Origin of the sequence: Hymenobacter siberiensis (assembly GCF_018967845.1) — a bacterium.
In the GTDB taxonomy this organism is placed as follows: domain Bacteria; phylum Bacteroidota; class Bacteroidia; order Cytophagales; family Hymenobacteraceae; genus Hymenobacter; species Hymenobacter siberiensis.
The window spans coordinates 2,092,711-2,109,516 of sequence record NZ_JAHLZZ010000001.1 but is presented as its reverse complement, the minus strand read 5'-3'; the positions used below and the strand labels follow the sequence as shown (position 1 = coordinate 2,109,516).

Below are 16,806 nucleotides of genomic sequence, written 5' to 3'. Positions count from 1 at the left end.
TCTGATGAAACGATATTTACATCATCCCCTCGCCCTGGCTGCCTGCGCGGCCCTGCTGGCCCTCGGTTCGGTTTCCTGCCAGGACCATCGCCTCAATCCCATTCCCGAAACAACGGTGTCTGACCAGGCGGTCTTCACCACTCCCTCGCGCATCACCGCGCAGGCCAACAACCTGTATAGCTACATCAAAACCGGCGGTTTTCTCGGTGGCCGCTTTCAGATTTTCAGCGATATCCGGGCCAACGACTTCATCAACCGCACGTCCAACGGGGTTACGGGCGTGGGCGTGTGGAACCACACCCTCACGGAAGCTTCGCAGAACGACGTTATCAATACCTGGGGCTTTGGCTACGCGGCCATCAACCAAATCAACGTTTTTCTGGATGGCCTCGATGCTAACGCGGCGAGCATGGTGGCTCCGGCTTTTCCGGCCAACTACACCACCACCACGGCCAATAACTACCGCGGCGAGGCCCGCCTACTGCGAGCGCTGAGCTACTACTCGCTGCTCCAGCTGTACGCCCGCCCTTTCGTCGACGGCAATGGCAGCAAACCCGGCCTGCCCCTGCGGCTGAAAGGCGAAACCAACGACGCTAACAATAACCTGGTTCGCAGCACCGTGGCGCAGGTGTACGACCAGATTCTGCAGGACCTCAACTTTGCCGAGCTCAACCTGCCCCTGTCCTACACGGGCTCGACGGCGGCCACACTGAATACGACGCGGGCCCAGCGCAACACGGCCATCGCCCTGAAAACCCGGGTGTACCTGAGCATGGGCCGCTACGCCGATGTTATCACGGAGGCCAATAAGCTGGTGCCTGCCGTGGCCCCGTTTGTGGCTCCGACCGGCGTGGCCAACGCGCTTAATCCGTCGATTGCCGCCGTATTTGCACCACCGCAGGAAACGACCGAAACCATTCTGGCTTTTCCCTTCACCGCGCAGGATGCGCCCGGCACCCAAAACCAGCTGGCGTATTATTACCTGCCCGCCTCGCAGGGTGGCAACGGCGAATACAGCCTGAACTCTTCTGCCGGCGGTATCCTCACCGACCCGGGCTTTACGGCCACCGATGCCCGGCGCACGGCCCTGGTGACGACTTCGGGCACGGAGTCGTTTCTGAAAAAATACCCTACCGGCACGCCCTACACCGACAAAGCTCCCGTTATCCGCTATGCCGAAGTGCTGCTGAACCTGGCCGAAGCCCGCGTACGCAGCACCAACACGGTTGACCCGCAAGCCTTGGCCCTGCTCAACGCCGTGCGTGGGCGCTCGAACCCGAGCGGTGTGTACACGGCAGCCAGCTTCGCCTCGGCCAACGCGATGATTGATGCCTTGTTGCTGGAGCGGCGCATCGAGTTTCTGGGCGAAGGCCTGCGCAACTTCGACATCATGCGCCTGAATGCCACCATTCCGGGCAAAGGTTCGGTACCGGCCATTCCCAATACCAGCACCAACTACGTGTGGCCCATCCCTTCCACCGAATTGGCGGTGAATACGCTCATGACCCGCAACTAACCATTAATCAATAGGTTAGCCACCTGCACGAAGCTGGACTTATCCAGCCGCAGCGGTTTTTTTTCGCACCCCTTATTGTCCGCCAGGCGGGCCGTAAGGGGTGCTTTGGTTTGCGGACGGCTACTGGCCTGGCCAACAGGGCAGTAGCCACTTTTGTGCCTCACCGATTATTTGAATTAAAACCAGATTAAAGTAAATATGCTTTGGCGCCTCCCTCGCAGCTAAATACTCTTCACCATATCTTCACAAAATACCTGATTGTCATGCAACACCTTTCCACTTCGCTAAAGCTGGCCGCTGCAACGGCCGGACTGTTTCTGCTGAATGCCGCGCCGGGCCACACCCAAACGGTTTACGGCCTCCAGACTTCTGCCACTGCCACCAGCCTGCCTGGTCACGTTTCAGGCCACGACTCCGGGCACGCTCACGGCCACGACGGCCATCACCGGCCTGGGGGACCGGCCAAACGCTGGTAGGGCCCGACAGCCGCCCCAACACCGGCCAGTTGTTTGCCCTGGGCTACGTTGCGGCTACCACGCAGGTGCAGCTCTATATTCTGAACGCCACTACTGGCGCGCTTACTACCGTAGGCACGGCCCTCACCCTGAACCTGGGCACCAACACGACCCGCATCGGCTTCGATTTTAACCCGACCTTAGACCGCATCCGCCTCACGGACAACAACAAAAGCAACTTCCGCCTAAACCCCACCAACGGCGCGCTGGCCGCCACCGACGGCAACCTAGCCTACGCCACTACCGATGCCAACGCCGCTGCTACGCCCAACATTGGGGCCGTGGCCTATACCAACAGCATGGCCGGCCCCCTGGCCACCGCCACCACCCTCTACAACTACGACCTGAGCCTGAACATCCTCACCACTCAGAACCCGCCCAACAACGGCACTCTAAATGCGGTGGGCGCTTCGGGCATTACGGCCAACGCCACGGCTTCGAGCCTGGACATGGATATTTACTCGTCGGTGGCCGGTACCAACACGGCCTGCTCACTTCAAAAGCAGAGCCTTTAGCGTATTTAATACATTGGTATGCTTGCCATTATTGGGTAACTCCGTTGAATGTTGTACATTTAGTTTTCAGAGTCCAAACCATTTCATCACTCCATTTTTTGCCCGTGAGTAAACCTTTTACTTTTCAAAAGCTGAGCCTGGCCCTGCTCGGCCTGCTACCGCTGTCTGCGCTACACGCGCAGTCCATACCCTCCCAGCAGGCCATGGAAAAAGTGCTGGCCGTGCGCAGCCAGTGGGCCGGCCCCGGCTTCGCGCCTGCCGACCTGCGCCTGAGCAGTGCCTACGCCGACGCCAACGGCCTGGAGCACATGTATGTGCAGCAATTGTACCAGGGCATTCCGGTATTTAATAAGGTGCAGTCGCTGGCCTTTATGGGCGGGCGACTGGCCTCCCACGCCGGGGCGTTTGTGCCGGCTAAGCAGCTGGCCGCCGTGCCCGCCACGCCGGCCATCACGGCTACTGTGGCCGTGAGCCGCGCCCTGCAGCACCTGGACCAGCCCTTTGCCGCTACCCCGATGCGCCTCACGGAAGCGAACGGACCCGAAGCCCGCCAGACGTTCGCCGCCAGCGGCGTGGCCCGGCACGACATCGTGGCCAGCCTGACCTGGGCGTTTGATGAGGCCGCCAAGCCCCACCTAACCTGGAACGTGAACATCGACCTGCTGGGCTCGCCCGACTGGTGGAACGTACGGATAGATGCCGCCACGGGTACCTTCGTGAGCCAGGACAACTGGACGGTGAGCGAAGCCGCTGCCCACCGCGCCCAGCCAGCCGCCACGGCCGCCAAAGGCACGATGAGTGCCGCCGCGCAGTTTTTGCCACCGCCCCCGCCGCCCACCACCACTGCATCATCGTACCTGGTGGTGCCCTTCCCCCGGGAGCGGCCCGCTGCTACAGGTCTTCAGACCGAAACCGACCCGTGGCTGAAGGCTGGTGCCACCAACAATGCCACCACCCACGGCTGGAACTTCGACGGCACCACCAACTATGCCTTCACGCGGGGCAACAACGTGGCGGCTTACGACGATGCGGCCAACGTTAACGCGCCCGGCAACTACGCCAACTCGCAAACGGCGGCTCCGAGCCTCAGCTTCAACTACACGCCTGACTTTACGACTACGCCCGGCGGTGCTATCAACCGCAACGCGGCCGTGGTGAACCTGTTCTACTGGAACAACATCATTCACGACATCACCTATCAGTACGGCTTCACGGAGGCCGCCGGCAACTTCCAGGCCGATAACCTGGGCCGGGGCGGCAGCGGCAACGACTACGTGAAGGCCGAAGCCCAGGACGGCGCCGGCACCAACAACGCCAACTTCAGCACGCCGGCCGATGGCAGCAGCGGCCGCATGCAGATGTACCTCTGGACTGCCCCTGCCCAGGCTTACGCTCTGACCGTGACGGCCCCCAGCACCTTGGCCGGCAGCTACACGGCCGTGGAGGGCGGTTTCAGCACCGCCAATGGTCTGGCCACGCTGGGTCCCATCTCGGGGCAGCTGGCACTGTATGGCGATGCGGGTAACCTGGGCTGCGTGGCCGCTACCGGCACCGCGCTCACCGGCAAAATCGCGCTGATTTACCGGGGTACCTGCAGCTTTGCTCCCAAGGTGAAAAACGCCCAGCTGGCCGGTGCCATTGCCGCCATTGTGGTGAATAACGTGGCCAACGCCCCCACGGTAATGGGCGGCACCGACAACACCGTTACCATTCCTTCGGTGATGATTTCGCAAGCCGACGGCGCGGCCCTGGCCGCCCAGATTGCCAACAACGTGCAAGTGACCCTGCCCCGCGCTCCAGCTCCCAACCCCATGCTGGACGGCGACCTCGACAACGGCATTGTGGTGCACGAATATGGCCACGGCGTATCGACCCGCCTCACGGGCGGCCCCTCCAACAGCAGCTGCCTCAACAACGCTGAGCAAGGCAGCGAAGGCTGGAGCGACTACCTGGCCCTGATGATGACCACCGACTGGGCCACCGCTGCCCTCGCCGACGGCCCCAACGCCCGCCCCGTGGGCACCTACGCCAGCGGCCAGGCCGCTACGGCCAGGGGCATCCGCCGCTACCCCTACTCTACCAGCCTCACGGTAAACCCACTGACCTACGCCAACGTGGCCACCAACCCCGAGGTGCACGCCATTGGCGAAATCTGGTGCGCGGTGCTGTGGGACATGACCTGGAACGTGATTCAGCAGCGCGGCCGCATCGAGCCCAACCTGTATAACGGCGCTGCCAACGGTGGCAACAATGTTGCCATGCAGCTCGTGATGCAAGGCCTGAAGCTGCAGCCCTGCCAGCCCGGCTTCCTCGATTCGCGCGATGCCATTCTGGCCGCCGACTCCCTGCTCTATCAGGGCCAGTACCACTGCACCATCTGGAACGCCTTTGCGCGCCGGGGCATGGGCTACAGTGCCGTGCAGGGCTCTTCGGGCAGTGCTACCGACCAAACGGCGGCTTTCGACATGCCGCCGCCCGTCACGCTGCAAAAGGTAACGCCGCTGGTTTCCGGCAACACGTTCAGCAACGAGTACAAGCTGACCTGCAACTGCAGCCTGCCCACCGCTCCCTACACCCTCACCACCGAGCTGCCCACGGGCATGCAGTTTGTAAGCAGCACCACCGGCGGCACGCTGATAGGCAACAAAGTGACGTTCAGCAATCTCAACTTCACCGCACTGGGCCAGACGCGCACGCTGCGCTTCCAGAGCCAGGCCACGACGGCCGGGGCCTGCGCCCCGGTTACGCCCGTGAACGACAACCGCGAGGCCAACACGGCAGGCGGCTTTGCAGCTACGCCCATCACCGGCACGGCTACCTGGGCCACCAGCACGGCCCACGCCAACAGCGGCACCACCTCGTGGTGGGCCACGGCCCCGGCCACGCCCACCGATTTCGTGCTGACGTCGGCCCCGTTCACGCCCACGGGCCTGTCGGTGCTCTCCATCTATCACTACTTCGACTTTGAGGGCAGCTACGATGGCGGCACGGTGGAAATTTCCACCAACAACGGCACCACCTGGCAGAACCCGGCCACCCTCTGGCTGCAGAATGGCTACAACAGCACTTTCGATGCCAGCACCACCGCCCCCGGCCAGAAGTGCTTCTCGGGCCGGAGCGTAACGGGCACCGCCGGTTTCATCCGCTCGGCGCTCGACCTGCGCTCCTTCGCCGGCATGCCCATGCTCGTCCGTTTCCGCACCCGCACCGACGATGGCAGCCCTGGCACGTTTGAGGGCTGGTTTATCGATGACATCCAGGTTATCAATGGCTGCGGTGGCAACCAGATTGTGGAGCTGCGCAACGGTGCCAACACCCTGCAAAGCACGCAAACGGTGACCACCTACCTGCTGCCCGCCGCCGTAACGGCCCAGAAAGCCGGTTTGGCGCAGGCCAGCGAGTTCACGGCCCAGCCCAACCCCTTCGGCTCGCAGGGCCTGCAGCTGCGCCTGAACCTGCCTTCGGCCCAGCCCCAAATGGAGCTCACCCTCTATGACGTGGCCGGCCGCCAGCTGCTGCACCGCACCGTGGAGCGCGTGGCCGCCGGCACCAGCAACCTCACCTGGAACGAAGCCGCCAGTCTGCGCGCCGGCCTCTACCTGGTGCGCCTGCAGCTGCCCGACGGCAGCAGCACCATGCTGCGCGTAGAGCGGGAATAACCGCTGATTAACCAGTTATTAAAAAGGCCCGCTGAGTTTCAGCGGGCCTTTTTCGTAGGAAGTAAGTCACCTGCCGGTCTGACCGCCTGGGGCGGTCAGACCGGCAGGTGAGATTTGCATACGATTGATTTTAACAGTCCGCTCAGCCCTCAGCCGTGCACGGCCAGATGCGCGTGGTCGCGCAGAATGGTTTTCAGAAACGGGCCATCCTGCAGGCTGGTCTGGATGCCGGTGATGGACTTCACCTTGTTGGCCACCTCGTTCAGCAGCAAATAGTTTTCCTGCTTGCTGCCGTGGTGAAGCAGCTTGCGGATGAGCGCCACATCGTGGTCGGACAGGGCGGCGGCCTGGGCAAATACCGGCTGGTAGCCCGCAATGGCCGTTACCTCGGCCGCCAACGGCGTGGCGTAGCCGGACCGCTTTTTGAGGCTGATGACGGTGGTACCGGCCGCGAGGTCGCCCAGGCGCTGGCCCCGGCCGTTGAGCAGGATGGTAACCAGGGCCACCACGCCCGCAGTGGCCACAATTTCGATGGGCCGCAGCAGCCAGCGCAGCAGGTAGTCGCCGAGGCCGGCACGGGTGCCATCCATCCGCACCACGCGCAGGCTAAGGGCTTTTTTGCCCAGCGTCTGGCCGTTGAGGAACACCTCGCAGGCCAGCATGTAGAAGGTGGTGGGCAGCAGGGGTATCACCTGGCCGGCGCGCCCGCCGGGGCTCAGGTGGTACTGGCCATTGAGCACGCTCCAGGCAATGAACCACACGAAATACAGGCCATAGTCGATAATTGACGCCACGATGCGGTCGCCAATGCTGGCAATCTCATATTCGAGGGAAACGTTCTGGGTCGTCTGAATGCGGATGGTACTCATGAGCGGGCAGGCAGTAGTGGGGTAAGTAGCGGCCAGGATTTGGCCGCGAAAAGTACGCCAGCGCCGGGCATATAACTAGCTGGGCAACACTCTCAGCCCACCATCTTTTTTTCTAACATTCTGCGACTACAGCCGCTTGTGCTACCTTTAAGGTCCTATCCCACGCCCCATGCGCGAAGCCCTTTTTCTGCGGCAAAACCAGGCCCGGTGGCAGCAATACGAAACCCAGTCCGCCGCCAATCCCGACGAGCTGGCCGCCCGCTTCGTAGCCCTGACCGACGACCTGGCCTACGCCCAAACCTTCTACCCGGAGTCGCCCACCACGGCCTACCTCAACGGCCTCACCGGCAAGCTGCACCAAGCCATTTATAAGAACAAAGCCGAGGGCCGGGGCCGTTTCGGGCATTTCTGGGTGCGCGAGCTGCCCTTGGTGGTGAGCCGCCACCAGGGCGTGCTGGCCTGGACGCTGCTGTTTTTTGTGCTGTGCACGGCCCTGGGCGCGCTTTCGGCGGCGTACGACGACACCTTTGTGCGCAGCATTCTGGGCGATGGCTACGTGAACCAAACGCTGGAAAACATCCGCCGGGGCGACCCGATGGCCATTTACAAGAGCGACGAGGAAACGTCGATGTTTCTCTTTATCACCTTCAACAACATCAAGGTGGCGCTCACGGCCTTTGCAATGGGCATCACGGCGGGGCTGGGCACGGGCGCGGCGCTGTTCTACAACGGCCTGATGCTGGGCTCGTTCCAGTATTTTTTCTACAAGCAGCACGTCTTGGCGGCCTCGGTGCTTACCATCTGGATTCACGGCACGCTGGAGATTTCGGCCATTGTGCTGGCCGGCGGCGCGGGGTTTGTGATGGCGAAGGGCATCCTGTTTCCGGGCACTCACGGCCGGGCCGAGTCGTTCCGGCACGCGGCCCGCGAGGGCGGTAAGCTGGCGCTGGGGCTGGTGCCCATTTTCATCCTGGCCGGCTTTCTGGAGAGCTTCGTGACGCGCCACACCGAGATGCCGGTGGCGGCCAGCGTGGCCATTATCGGCGGCTCAGCGGCATTCATTCTGTGGTATTTCGGGTGGTACCCGTGGCGGCTGCGGCAGCAGGGCGCGGCGCTGGCCGCACCTAAATCCTGATTTTTTGCCTTCCTTTTTTCGGTTATGATTCCACGTACTACCACGCGCTTCACCCAGGAGTCGGATTTTCGCCAGCTGCGGGATTTCGGCCAGAAGTTTTCGGCCACCTTCGAATTTATCGGCGCTCATTGGCGGGGGCTGGGCCAGGCCATGCTTTACCTGGTGCTGCCAACGGCCATCTTGCAGGGCATATTGACAGCCCTGCTCCAAAATCAGATACTAACCCAGGCCCTGCACGTAGCTGGCACCGGCGCGAGCAAGCTGCAACAGCTGACGATGCTCAACGGCATGTACCAATCGCCCATTTACTGGATAAACGTGGCCATCAGCGGCATTTTCATTATGTTTCTGGTGCTCACCGTGTACGGCTACGTGCGCTGCTGCCTGCGGCCCGTGCCCTCGCCCGCGCCCATCGCTGTGGGGGAAGTGTGGGAGGTGGTGAAACGCGAATTCATCGGCTCCTACCTGTCGTATTTCGGCTTGCTGATATTGATAATTATTGGCTTTTTTCTACTTGGTTTCCCCGGTATCTACCTTTCGGTGGCCTTCAGCTTGTTTTATATTACAAAAGTGGTGGAGGGCACGGGTTTTATGGGCACCTGCCGGCGCTGCCTGCAGCTGGTGCGGGGCAAGTGGTGGTCTACGTTCGGGCTGATAATGGTGATGTCGTTTGCGCTGGGCATTGTGCTAGCCGTGGTGGGCAGCGTAGTGGGCGGCGTGTCGTATTTCGCGGCCAAGCAGGTTGGCTTTCTTCAGACCACTGACCCCAGCAGCTCATTGGGTTTGTTCACCGTTATCACGTCGGCTCTTACCGGCCTGATAAACCTGCTCATTTACCCGCCTATCTTACTGGCCATTGCCTTCCAATATTTTAACCTGGTAGAGCGCCGCGATGGCGTGGGCCTGCGCAACATGGTGAACCAGCTGGGCCAGGCCCCGGCCGCCGTGCACAATACCGACTACCGCCCCGACGACGAAGGCGAATACTAGCATTACTTTCGGCAGTGGCTATACCAGCCAACTTGCTGAAAACCTGAACTTATACCTTCTCCCCGCTTTATTCGTGTCTGCTTTCTCATCCTGGTTTCGGGTCTTGCTGCTGCTGTTGGTGCTGACTGCGCCGGCCCGGGCCGCCCTGCCCGATGCTCCGGAACGGCCCGCTGCCGCCCAGCCGCTGCCACCCGATACCGGCCCGGCCCCGCGCCTGCGCCGCCCCGATGCCGCCCGCCTGCAGGAGCTGCGCGGGCAGCGCGAGTTTCAGTACCTTGAGCCCACGACCCGCGCCGAGCAAAGCGCCTGGAGCCTGTTTTGGGCGCGGGTGTGGCAGACGATTATTGAGTGGCTGAACAGCCGTAGCTACGGCCACTTCTGGCGCTGGGTGTTTTATGCGCTGTTTTTAGGGGCGGGCGTATTTGTGGTACTCAAGCTTTTGCAAATCGACTTCACGGCCATGTTGGGCCGCTCGCCCCGCCGCGTGCCGCTGGCCTACGACACCGCCGCCGAAAATATTCACGAAGTGGACTTTACCACCCGACTGGCCGAGGCGGAGGCGGCCGGCAACTGGCGGCTGGCCGTGCGCCTGGGCTACCTGCAGCTGCTGAAAACCATGTCGGACCGTGGCCTCATCAACTGGCAGCCCGATAAAACCAACCACACCTACCTGGCCGAATTGCCACCGACCGGAACGCTACGGGCCGATTTCCGGGAAATAACCCGGCAGTTTGAGTTTGTGTGGTACGGCGAGCTGGCCCTGTCGGCACTCCCATACGAGCGGGTGCGGGCCGGGCACCGCGCCTTCCAAACGCTGGTGGCCGGCGGCAGTGCCGCCCGGCGCGCCGCCTGAGTTAATTTTCCTGTCTCATGACCTCGAATTTCCGCTGGTATCTGCTGGGTTTGCTGGCCCTGTTTGGGGCCTACGTGGCGCTGGAATACTACCGGCCCAAACCGGTGGACTGGCGCCCCACGCTCATCAACAAGGACAAAATCCCCTACGGCACCTATGTGCTGTACGACCAGCTGCCACGCCTGCTCGGCACCGATTCCGTTGAAGCCACGCGCCTGCCCATCTACAACCAACTCACCGGCGTGGCCCTGGAAGTGACCGATGCGCTGGCCGAAGCACAGTCGCGCACCATTACCACCGAAGCCCGCCCGGAGCCCGCGCCCGACTCGGCCACAACTACTGAATCCGATTCAACCACTTCCGAATCAGATTCTTCTACATCAGATTCAACTGCTGAAAATGATTCCGGCGATACGGCAACGGCCTCGGCCGACACGCCGGCTACTTCGGAGGAAGTCACGGATGCCGACGAAACCACGCCACCGGATAGCCCCGCCCAAACCGAGAACTCAGCCGATGAGGACGAGGATATACCGCAACACGATTTGGTAGCCAAACACCTGCGCCACGTCCGCGCCAACTACCTGTTTGTGAACACTGAATTCGCAGCGGAAAAGGCCGACGCGTACGCCCTGCTGCGCTTCATCGCCAGCGGCAACGACTTGTTCATCGTGGCCGAGAACTTTGGCGATTCCACCAGCGCGCTACTCGATACGCTGGGCATCCGCACGCGCGTGGTGAAGCTGCCCACCCACGCCGGCCCGCATGGCCTACCCGTGCCCGACTCGGTAACGATGCGCTTTACCAACCCCGCCCTGGCCGGGCCGCGCTACCGCCTGCCCGGCGGCGATGCCAACGTGCGCTTCGTGGTGGATTCAGGCCGCGTGGGCCGCGCCCTGGCCACCGATGCGCAGGGCCGCCCCGTGTTCGTGCGCCTCGACTACGGCCGGGGCCATGTGTACCTGTGCACGGTGCCCATTGCCTTCACCAACCAGTTTGTGCTGCGGCCGGCCACCAGCCAGTTCGCGGCCACGGCCCTCTCCTACCTGACCGCCCGCCTCACGTGGTGGGACGAGTACCAGAAGCAGGGCCGCTTGGGCAACCAGTCATTACTGCGCCTCGTGAGCAGCCACGAAGCGCTGAACACGGCCTGGTACCTGCTCATTATCGGCGGGCTACTGTTTGTGCTGGTGGAGGCGCGGCGCCGGCAGCGCATCATCCCCACCATCAAGCCTTTGCCCAATACCACGCTACTGTTTACGCGCACAGTGGCCAGCCTCTACCGCCAGGGCAGTAGCCATGCGCTGATTGCGGAAAAAAAAGTGGGACTGTTTATGGATTACCTACGTACCCGCTTCCAGGAATCGAGCCCGGATTTTGGCGATGAGAATTTTCGGGAGCGGCTCAGCCAGAAATCCGGCCTCACCCGGCCCCGCGTCGATGAGCTGCTGCGGTTGGTGAACTTCGCCCGCACAGCCCCGCGGATGAACGACCAGCAGCTGCTGCAATTGAGCCGAGCACTGACTGACTTTAAGCGCGAAGCCCGCCGCTAACCCCTGTTCGCCATGCTCACCGTAGCCAAGCTCGCCATCCTCATCAAATACCACTGGGATTACCGCCGGTTCAATAAGCAGGGCCTGCCCGAGGAGAAAGAGCTGCTGGCCGACCTCGACCTGCACGCCCTGGCCGAGCTCCTACAGGACCTCACGCTTTATCACAAAAACCTCGTTTCCAACGAGTAATCCGTTAAAATTCACGCCACCCTGCGCACCGTTTGCGCCGATTACGAAACCGCTCAGACCTTACTTGGCTACGCCAGCACTTTGTAGATGGAACCCGAAAACCTCGACCTGACGCCCCTGTTGCCCGCCCCGGCACCCTTCGAACTGACTCCGGTTCCCGAGCCGGAAAACGCCTTTTCCCCGCGTACCGACTTCGCCCGCCTCACGGCCCAGACGGTCGCCATTCGGGATGAAATCGGTAAAATCATTGTCGGCCAGACCGACTTGCTGGAGCTGCTCCTCACCGCCGTGCTGGCCGATGGCCACGTATTGCTCGAAGGCGTACCGGGCGTAGCCAAAACCCTCATGGCCAAGCTACTGGCCCGCACGCTGGCCGTGCCATTCAGCCGCATCCAGTTCACCCCCGATTTGATGCCTTCCGACGTGCTGGGCACCTCGGTTTTTCGGCAGAACAAGGCCGATTTCGAGTTTCGGCCCGGTCCCATTTTCGCCAGCGTAGTGCTGATTGACGAAATCAACCGCGCGCCCGCTAAGACGCAATCCGCTCTGTTTGAGGTGATGGAGGAGCGTACCGTGACACAGGACGGCACCACCTACGCCATGCAGGAGCCCTTCCTGGTGCTGGCCACCCAAAACCCCATCGAGCAGGAAGGCACTTACCGCCTGCCCGAAGCCCAGCTCGACCGCTTCCTCTTCAAGCTGCACGTGGGCTACCCCACGCTGGCGGAAGAAGTGCAGATTCTGACCGGCCACCACGGCGGCCAGGGCAGCACCAACCTGGAGGCCGTGCAGCCAATCCTCTCGGCCGCCGACCTGGCCCAGCTGCGCCAGCAAGTGCGCCAGCAGCGCGTGGAGGCCAATATTCTGGAGTACATCGCCAAACTAGTGGGCCAGACGCGGGCGCACAAGTCGCTGTACCTGGGTGCCTCGCCCCGCGCTTCGCTGGCCCTGCTCAACGGCGCGAAAGCCCTGGCCGCCCTGCGCGGCCGCGACTTTGTGACGCCCGAAGACGTGCAGTTTCTGGCCCCCAGCGTGTTGCGCCACCGCATCATGCTCACGCCCGAGCGCGAGATGGAAGGCGGCACGCCCGATGAAGTGGTGAAGCAGATTATCCAGAGCGTGGAAGTTCCACGGTAGGTGCATCTGTCATTGCAAGGCCGTAGGCCGTGGCAATCCTTCCTCTCGATGCGACCATCCTTGAGATTTGACCAAACGCTTAAAATATCCTTTGCGATGACTTACTCTACCGAGTGGCTGCTTAACCAGCTGGAGCAGGATGCCCGAGTCAAGCACCTGTTTTTCTGGGGCAACCAGCCCAGTAAGGACGACACCATCACCAAAGCCTGCCTGAGCCAATGGTGGCTGGCCGATTTTGTGGTGGCCGGCATCACCTACCGCTCAACCGAGCATTGGATGATGGCCGAAAAGGCGCGGCTGTTTAATGATGACAACATACTAGCCGAAATTCTGGCCGCCAAAAGCCCGGCCGAAGCCAAGAAGATGGGCCGTGAAATTCAGGATTTCGAGCCCGAAACATGGGAAGCGCACAAGGTTGAAATCGTGCTGGCCGGCAACCTGCACAAGTTTGGGCAGCATCCGAATCTGGCGAAATTCTTACTCTCCACCAACGACCGTGTGCTGGTTGAAGCCAGCCCGGTGGATAATATCTGGGGCATCGGGCTGTCGGCCGACGCCGCTGATGCCAAAAACCCCGCCCGCTGGCAAGACCCTAATCTGCTGGGCTTTGCACTTATGGAAGTCCGGGACCAACTGCGTAACTCATGAGCCTTTTTCTTACGTCGCGCTTCTTTCAAACCCTGGCGGCCCTCACGGCCGGCTTCACAGCGGCCTTCTTCCTGCCCTGGCTGCTGGGGCCGATGAAAATCGCCCTCGGCCTCTTCGTGGTGCTGGCGCTGCTTGATGCGCTATTGCTTTACGCGCCCGCCAGGGGCCAGACCGCGCCGGTATTTGGGCGGCGGGTGCTGGGCGATAAGCTGGCCAACGGCTCGGACAACGACGTGCAGATTTACCTCGAAAACCGCTACCGCTTTGCCATCCAAACCGAGACGATTGACGAGATTCCGCACCAGTTTCAGCGGCGCGACGTGCTGTTTAAAACGGCCATCCGGCCCGGCGAAACCCAGATTATCGACTACCAGCTGCGGCCCACCAAGCGCGGCGAATACGCGTTTGGGGCGCTGAATATTTACGCGGCCTCGCCGCTGGGGCTGGTGCGGCGGCGGTTCCGCTACGCGCAGGGCAAGGTGGTGCCCGTGTATCCCTCCTTCCTGCAAATGCGGCAGTACGAGTTGCTGGCCATCCACAACCGCCTCACGGAGGTGGGCGTGAAGCGCATCCGGCGGGTGGGCCACAGCATGGAGTTTGAGCAAATCCGGCCCTACGTGCCCGGCGACGACCCACGCAGCATGAACTGGAAAGCCACTGCCCGCCGCGCCGGCACCGGCGCCGCTGATGCACTGGTAGTAAATCACTTCCAGGACGAGCGCGCCCAGCAGGTATACTGCCTCATTGACAAAGGCCGGGTGATGCGAATGCCGTTCGACGGCCTGAGTCTGCTCGACTATGCCATTAATGCTACGCTGGTAGTCAGCAACATTGCCCTGCTCAAGCACGACAAGGCCGGCCTGCTCACCTTCTCGAACCGGCCCGGGGCCATGCTGGCCGCCGACCGCCGCCCCGGCCACCTGCTGAAGCTACTCGAAATCCTCTACCGCCAGAAAACCAAGTACCTCGAAACTGATTTCGAGCTGCTGTACGCCACGGTGCGGGCGCGCATCAAGCAGCGCAGCCTGCTCATTCTGTTTACCAATTTCGAGACGCTGCACGGCATGCAGCGCCAGCTGCCCTACCTGCGCCGACTGGCCAAAGACCACTTGCTGCTGGTGGTGTTCTTCGAAAACACCGAGCTGCGCGCCTTCCTCGAAACCCCGGCCGCCACTGCGGAGGACGTTTACAACCAGACCATCGCCGAGAAATTTGCCCAGGAGAAGCGCCAGATTGTGCTCGAATTGCAGCGCTATGGCATCTATTCGCTGCTCACCGCGCCCAAGGATTTGACGGCGAACACCATCAATAAATACCTGGAATTCAAAGCCCGGGGACTGATATAGACCCGCGGCCTAATCATCGAAACCGGTAAGCTGAGCATCATCGAACCGCACGGTGGCCTGCCCATAATGCAGAAACACCACCGCGATGTGGTCGAACTCGTCTCGCGGGGCTTTGATGTAGAAATGCAGCTCCTGTGGCCAGTTGGGTTGCAGGGCGCGCTGGAACTGCACCGTGCGCTCACGGACAATGCGCGAGCCCTGGCAAAACCGCACCACAAACTGCGTCATTTTGCCTTCCGGCTGTTCGCCCTCGGTGCTGCTGGCCAACGCGCTGCCCTGCAACCACTTAAACTGCCCAGACCGGGCCGCAATCGTGTATTCGGAGCTGTGCGGGTGGTCATTATCGAGCAGCAGCGAGCATTTACCTTTCAGCGCCGGCTGTCCGCAGGCGCCGTCGTCGCTGGTTTCAAAGTCCTGCTGCCAAAGCAGCCGGGAGTTGCGCGGCGTGCCCGTGAAATCGTAGTCCGTATCAAGTAGCAGCCGGGCCTCGGCCGGCACGGTGTTGTGCCCGAGTATGCGCCACCAGTACGCGCGCGACATTTGCCCCACCACCAGCATGCCGCCATGAGCCTGGTAAGTCAGCCAGAGATTGTAGTAGCAAGTAAAAGCGGCAAACCCGATGTAGGCCAGCAGCCACGGCCGCCGCGTCAGCAGCCAGCAATGGGCCGCCGCAAAGGGCCAGGCCAGTACGGCGTAGCTCTGCACCATGGCCCGCTGGCCCAGCGAGCCGCCATACAGCCATTCGTCCCAGGCGAAGGTGACGTATATAAACAGCGCGATAAGTACCAGCATGGGCCAGAACGCGGCCGCCTGCTGCCGTCGCAGCGCCCAAAACCCCACCAAAGCCACCACCAGTATGGGAGAATACACCAACCAGCCACTCTTGAAGCTGAAAAGACCCAGCAACAGGTGCGGATGAAACCAGCTAAAGCCCTGGCCCTGGTAGCTATACACCACCCAATCGCCGCTCACGTAGTGCCAGTACAGCGGCTGAATGCTGAGCACGGCCCCGCCCACCAACCCCGCTGCCAGCAGCAGCCCCGCGTGCTGCCGCCAGAACGCCAGCCGCTCGCGCACCACCGGCCAGGCGGGGCGCAGGCCCCACAGCAGCGGAATCAGACTAGCCAGGATTTCGCTGGGACGCGTGAGGACCATAATGCCCACCGTAGCCCCAATGGCCAGGGCCCGTCTCAGAGTGGGCCGCTCGTAGAAATCCGGCGTGAGCAACAGCAGCACCGCGTACCAGGTAAACAGCCAGTTATGCGTCATGGCTCCGCCCAGAGCCGTGTAGTTCAGGTAATTGGTTCCCAGCACGATGGCCAGCAGCGTGAGGGCCGTGGGCCACTCGCCGAAGCGCGGCAGCAGCGCCCGCCGCACCAGCGCCAGCCCCAGCACTGCCACCAGCAGGCTGGCCAGCAGCAGGGCAATTTGGTAAGGCGGCGAAAATCCATCGGCGGGGTAGCCCAGCGGCGCGGCCAGCGCGTGCGCCACCAAGAAAAAAGGCAGGTATTGCACGGCCATGCCCGCCGAATATTTCATGACGTAATGCCCGCTGCCCGGATGCTGAAAGGCCTGCTGAAAGTCGGGGGTGGGCGCGTAGTCGTGCAGCATTTGCTCGTAAAAACGAAGCTCTTTCAGGTCGTGATAAATGAAAATGGCGGGTAGGTAGAGGTAGTAGCCCGACACGTCCCACGCTATTACCCGGACGGGGCCACGGTCACTGGAGCCGGGCACGAGGTGGTTTCCCACCAGCCCCACGCTCACAATGAAAAGGCTGCAAAACAGCCACGCCAGCCAGGAAGGTGATTTCATAAAAGGGCAAATCGGTCTAATCTTCGGCAAATTGGGAAGAAATGGCCGTTCCAGAATGGGCGAACCCCG

At 62.0% G+C, this 16,806-nt stretch carries 14 protein-coding genes; 12 read left to right on the top strand and 2 right to left on the bottom strand.

Annotated features, from left to right (window positions below; genetic code table 11):
- The first annotated feature begins 4 nt into the window (after positions 1–4).
- From KQ661_RS09085 to KQ661_RS09075, 4 genes are all read left to right on the top strand, one after another.
- The gene (locus tag KQ661_RS09085; protein ID WP_216686230.1) at positions 5–1,516 is read left to right on the top strand and encodes a RagB/SusD family nutrient uptake outer membrane protein; all 1,512 of its coding nucleotides are present in this window, start codon (positions 5–7) and stop codon (positions 1,514–1,516) included.
- Positions 1,517–1,779: 263 nt separating this feature from the next.
- Complete coding sequence (locus KQ661_RS22080; RefSeq protein ID WP_226915780.1) at positions 1,780–1,992, top strand: hypothetical protein; 213 nt, start codon at positions 1,780–1,782, stop codon at positions 1,990–1,992.
- A gap of 29 nt (positions 1,993–2,021) precedes the next feature.
- Positions 2,022–2,546, top strand: a complete 525-nt coding sequence (locus KQ661_RS22075) for a DUF4394 domain-containing protein (protein WP_235726951.1) — start codon at positions 2,022–2,024, stop codon at positions 2,544–2,546.
- Between the two features lie 104 nt (positions 2,547–2,650).
- On the top strand, positions 2,651–6,205 hold the full coding sequence (locus tag KQ661_RS09075; protein WP_216686229.1) for a M36 family metallopeptidase: 3,555 nt from the start codon (positions 2,651–2,653) through the stop codon (positions 6,203–6,205).
- Between the two features lie 149 nt (positions 6,206–6,354).
- Here KQ661_RS09075 and KQ661_RS09070 read toward each other — a convergent pair whose 3' ends face one another.
- Positions 6,355–7,074: an RDD family protein gene (locus KQ661_RS09070; protein WP_216686228.1), complete on the bottom strand. Its 720-nt coding sequence runs from the start codon at positions 7,072–7,074 to the stop codon at positions 6,355–6,357.
- A 169-nt stretch (positions 7,075–7,243) separates the two neighbouring features.
- Between KQ661_RS09070 and KQ661_RS09065 the strand changes: the two genes are divergently transcribed.
- The 8 genes from KQ661_RS09065 (at position 7,244) to KQ661_RS09030 (ending at position 14,925) form a co-directional block, all read left to right on the top strand.
- Positions 7,244–8,209: a stage II sporulation protein M gene (locus tag KQ661_RS09065; RefSeq protein WP_216680323.1), complete on the top strand. Its 966-nt coding sequence runs from the start codon at positions 7,244–7,246 to the stop codon at positions 8,207–8,209.
- A 24-nt stretch (positions 8,210–8,233) separates the two neighbouring features.
- Positions 8,234–9,199 carry a hypothetical protein gene (locus KQ661_RS09060; RefSeq protein WP_216686227.1) on the top strand — a complete coding sequence of 322 codons (966 nt, stop codon included), beginning with the start codon at positions 8,234–8,236 and terminating at the stop codon, positions 9,197–9,199.
- Between the two features lie 73 nt (positions 9,200–9,272).
- Positions 9,273–10,052 (top strand): DUF4129 domain-containing protein, encoded by a 780-nt coding sequence (locus KQ661_RS22795; RefSeq protein WP_216686226.1) that lies wholly within the window; start codon positions 9,273–9,275, stop codon positions 10,050–10,052.
- A 17-nt stretch (positions 10,053–10,069) separates the two neighbouring features.
- Complete coding sequence (locus KQ661_RS09050) at positions 10,070–11,605, top strand: DUF4350 domain-containing protein (RefSeq protein WP_216686225.1); 1,536 nt, start codon at positions 10,070–10,072, stop codon at positions 11,603–11,605.
- A 12-nt stretch (positions 11,606–11,617) separates the two neighbouring features.
- Positions 11,618–11,794: a hypothetical protein gene (locus KQ661_RS09045; protein ID WP_216686224.1), complete on the top strand. Its 177-nt coding sequence runs from the start codon at positions 11,618–11,620 to the stop codon at positions 11,792–11,794.
- An 87-nt stretch (positions 11,795–11,881) separates the two neighbouring features.
- Positions 11,882–12,931, top strand: a complete 1,050-nt coding sequence (locus tag KQ661_RS09040) for an AAA family ATPase (protein WP_216686223.1) — start codon at positions 11,882–11,884, stop codon at positions 12,929–12,931.
- A gap of 96 nt (positions 12,932–13,027) precedes the next feature.
- Positions 13,028–13,579, top strand: a complete 552-nt coding sequence (locus tag KQ661_RS09035) for an NADAR family protein (protein ID WP_216686222.1) — start codon at positions 13,028–13,030, stop codon at positions 13,577–13,579.
- A complete protein-coding gene (locus KQ661_RS09030; RefSeq protein WP_216686221.1) occupies positions 13,576–14,925 on the top strand; it encodes a DUF58 domain-containing protein in 1,350 nt (449 codons plus the stop codon). The genes KQ661_RS09035 and KQ661_RS09030 overlap by 4 nt, the downstream gene beginning before the upstream one ends.
- Before the next feature lie 9 nt (positions 14,926–14,934).
- On the opposite strand, the gene KQ661_RS09025 is transcribed toward KQ661_RS09030, so the two are convergent.
- Positions 14,935–16,737 carry a hypothetical protein gene (locus KQ661_RS09025; RefSeq protein ID WP_216686220.1) on the bottom strand — a complete coding sequence of 601 codons (1,803 nt, stop codon included), beginning with the start codon at positions 16,735–16,737 and terminating at the stop codon, positions 14,935–14,937.
- Positions 16,738–16,806: the final 69 nt, after the last annotated feature.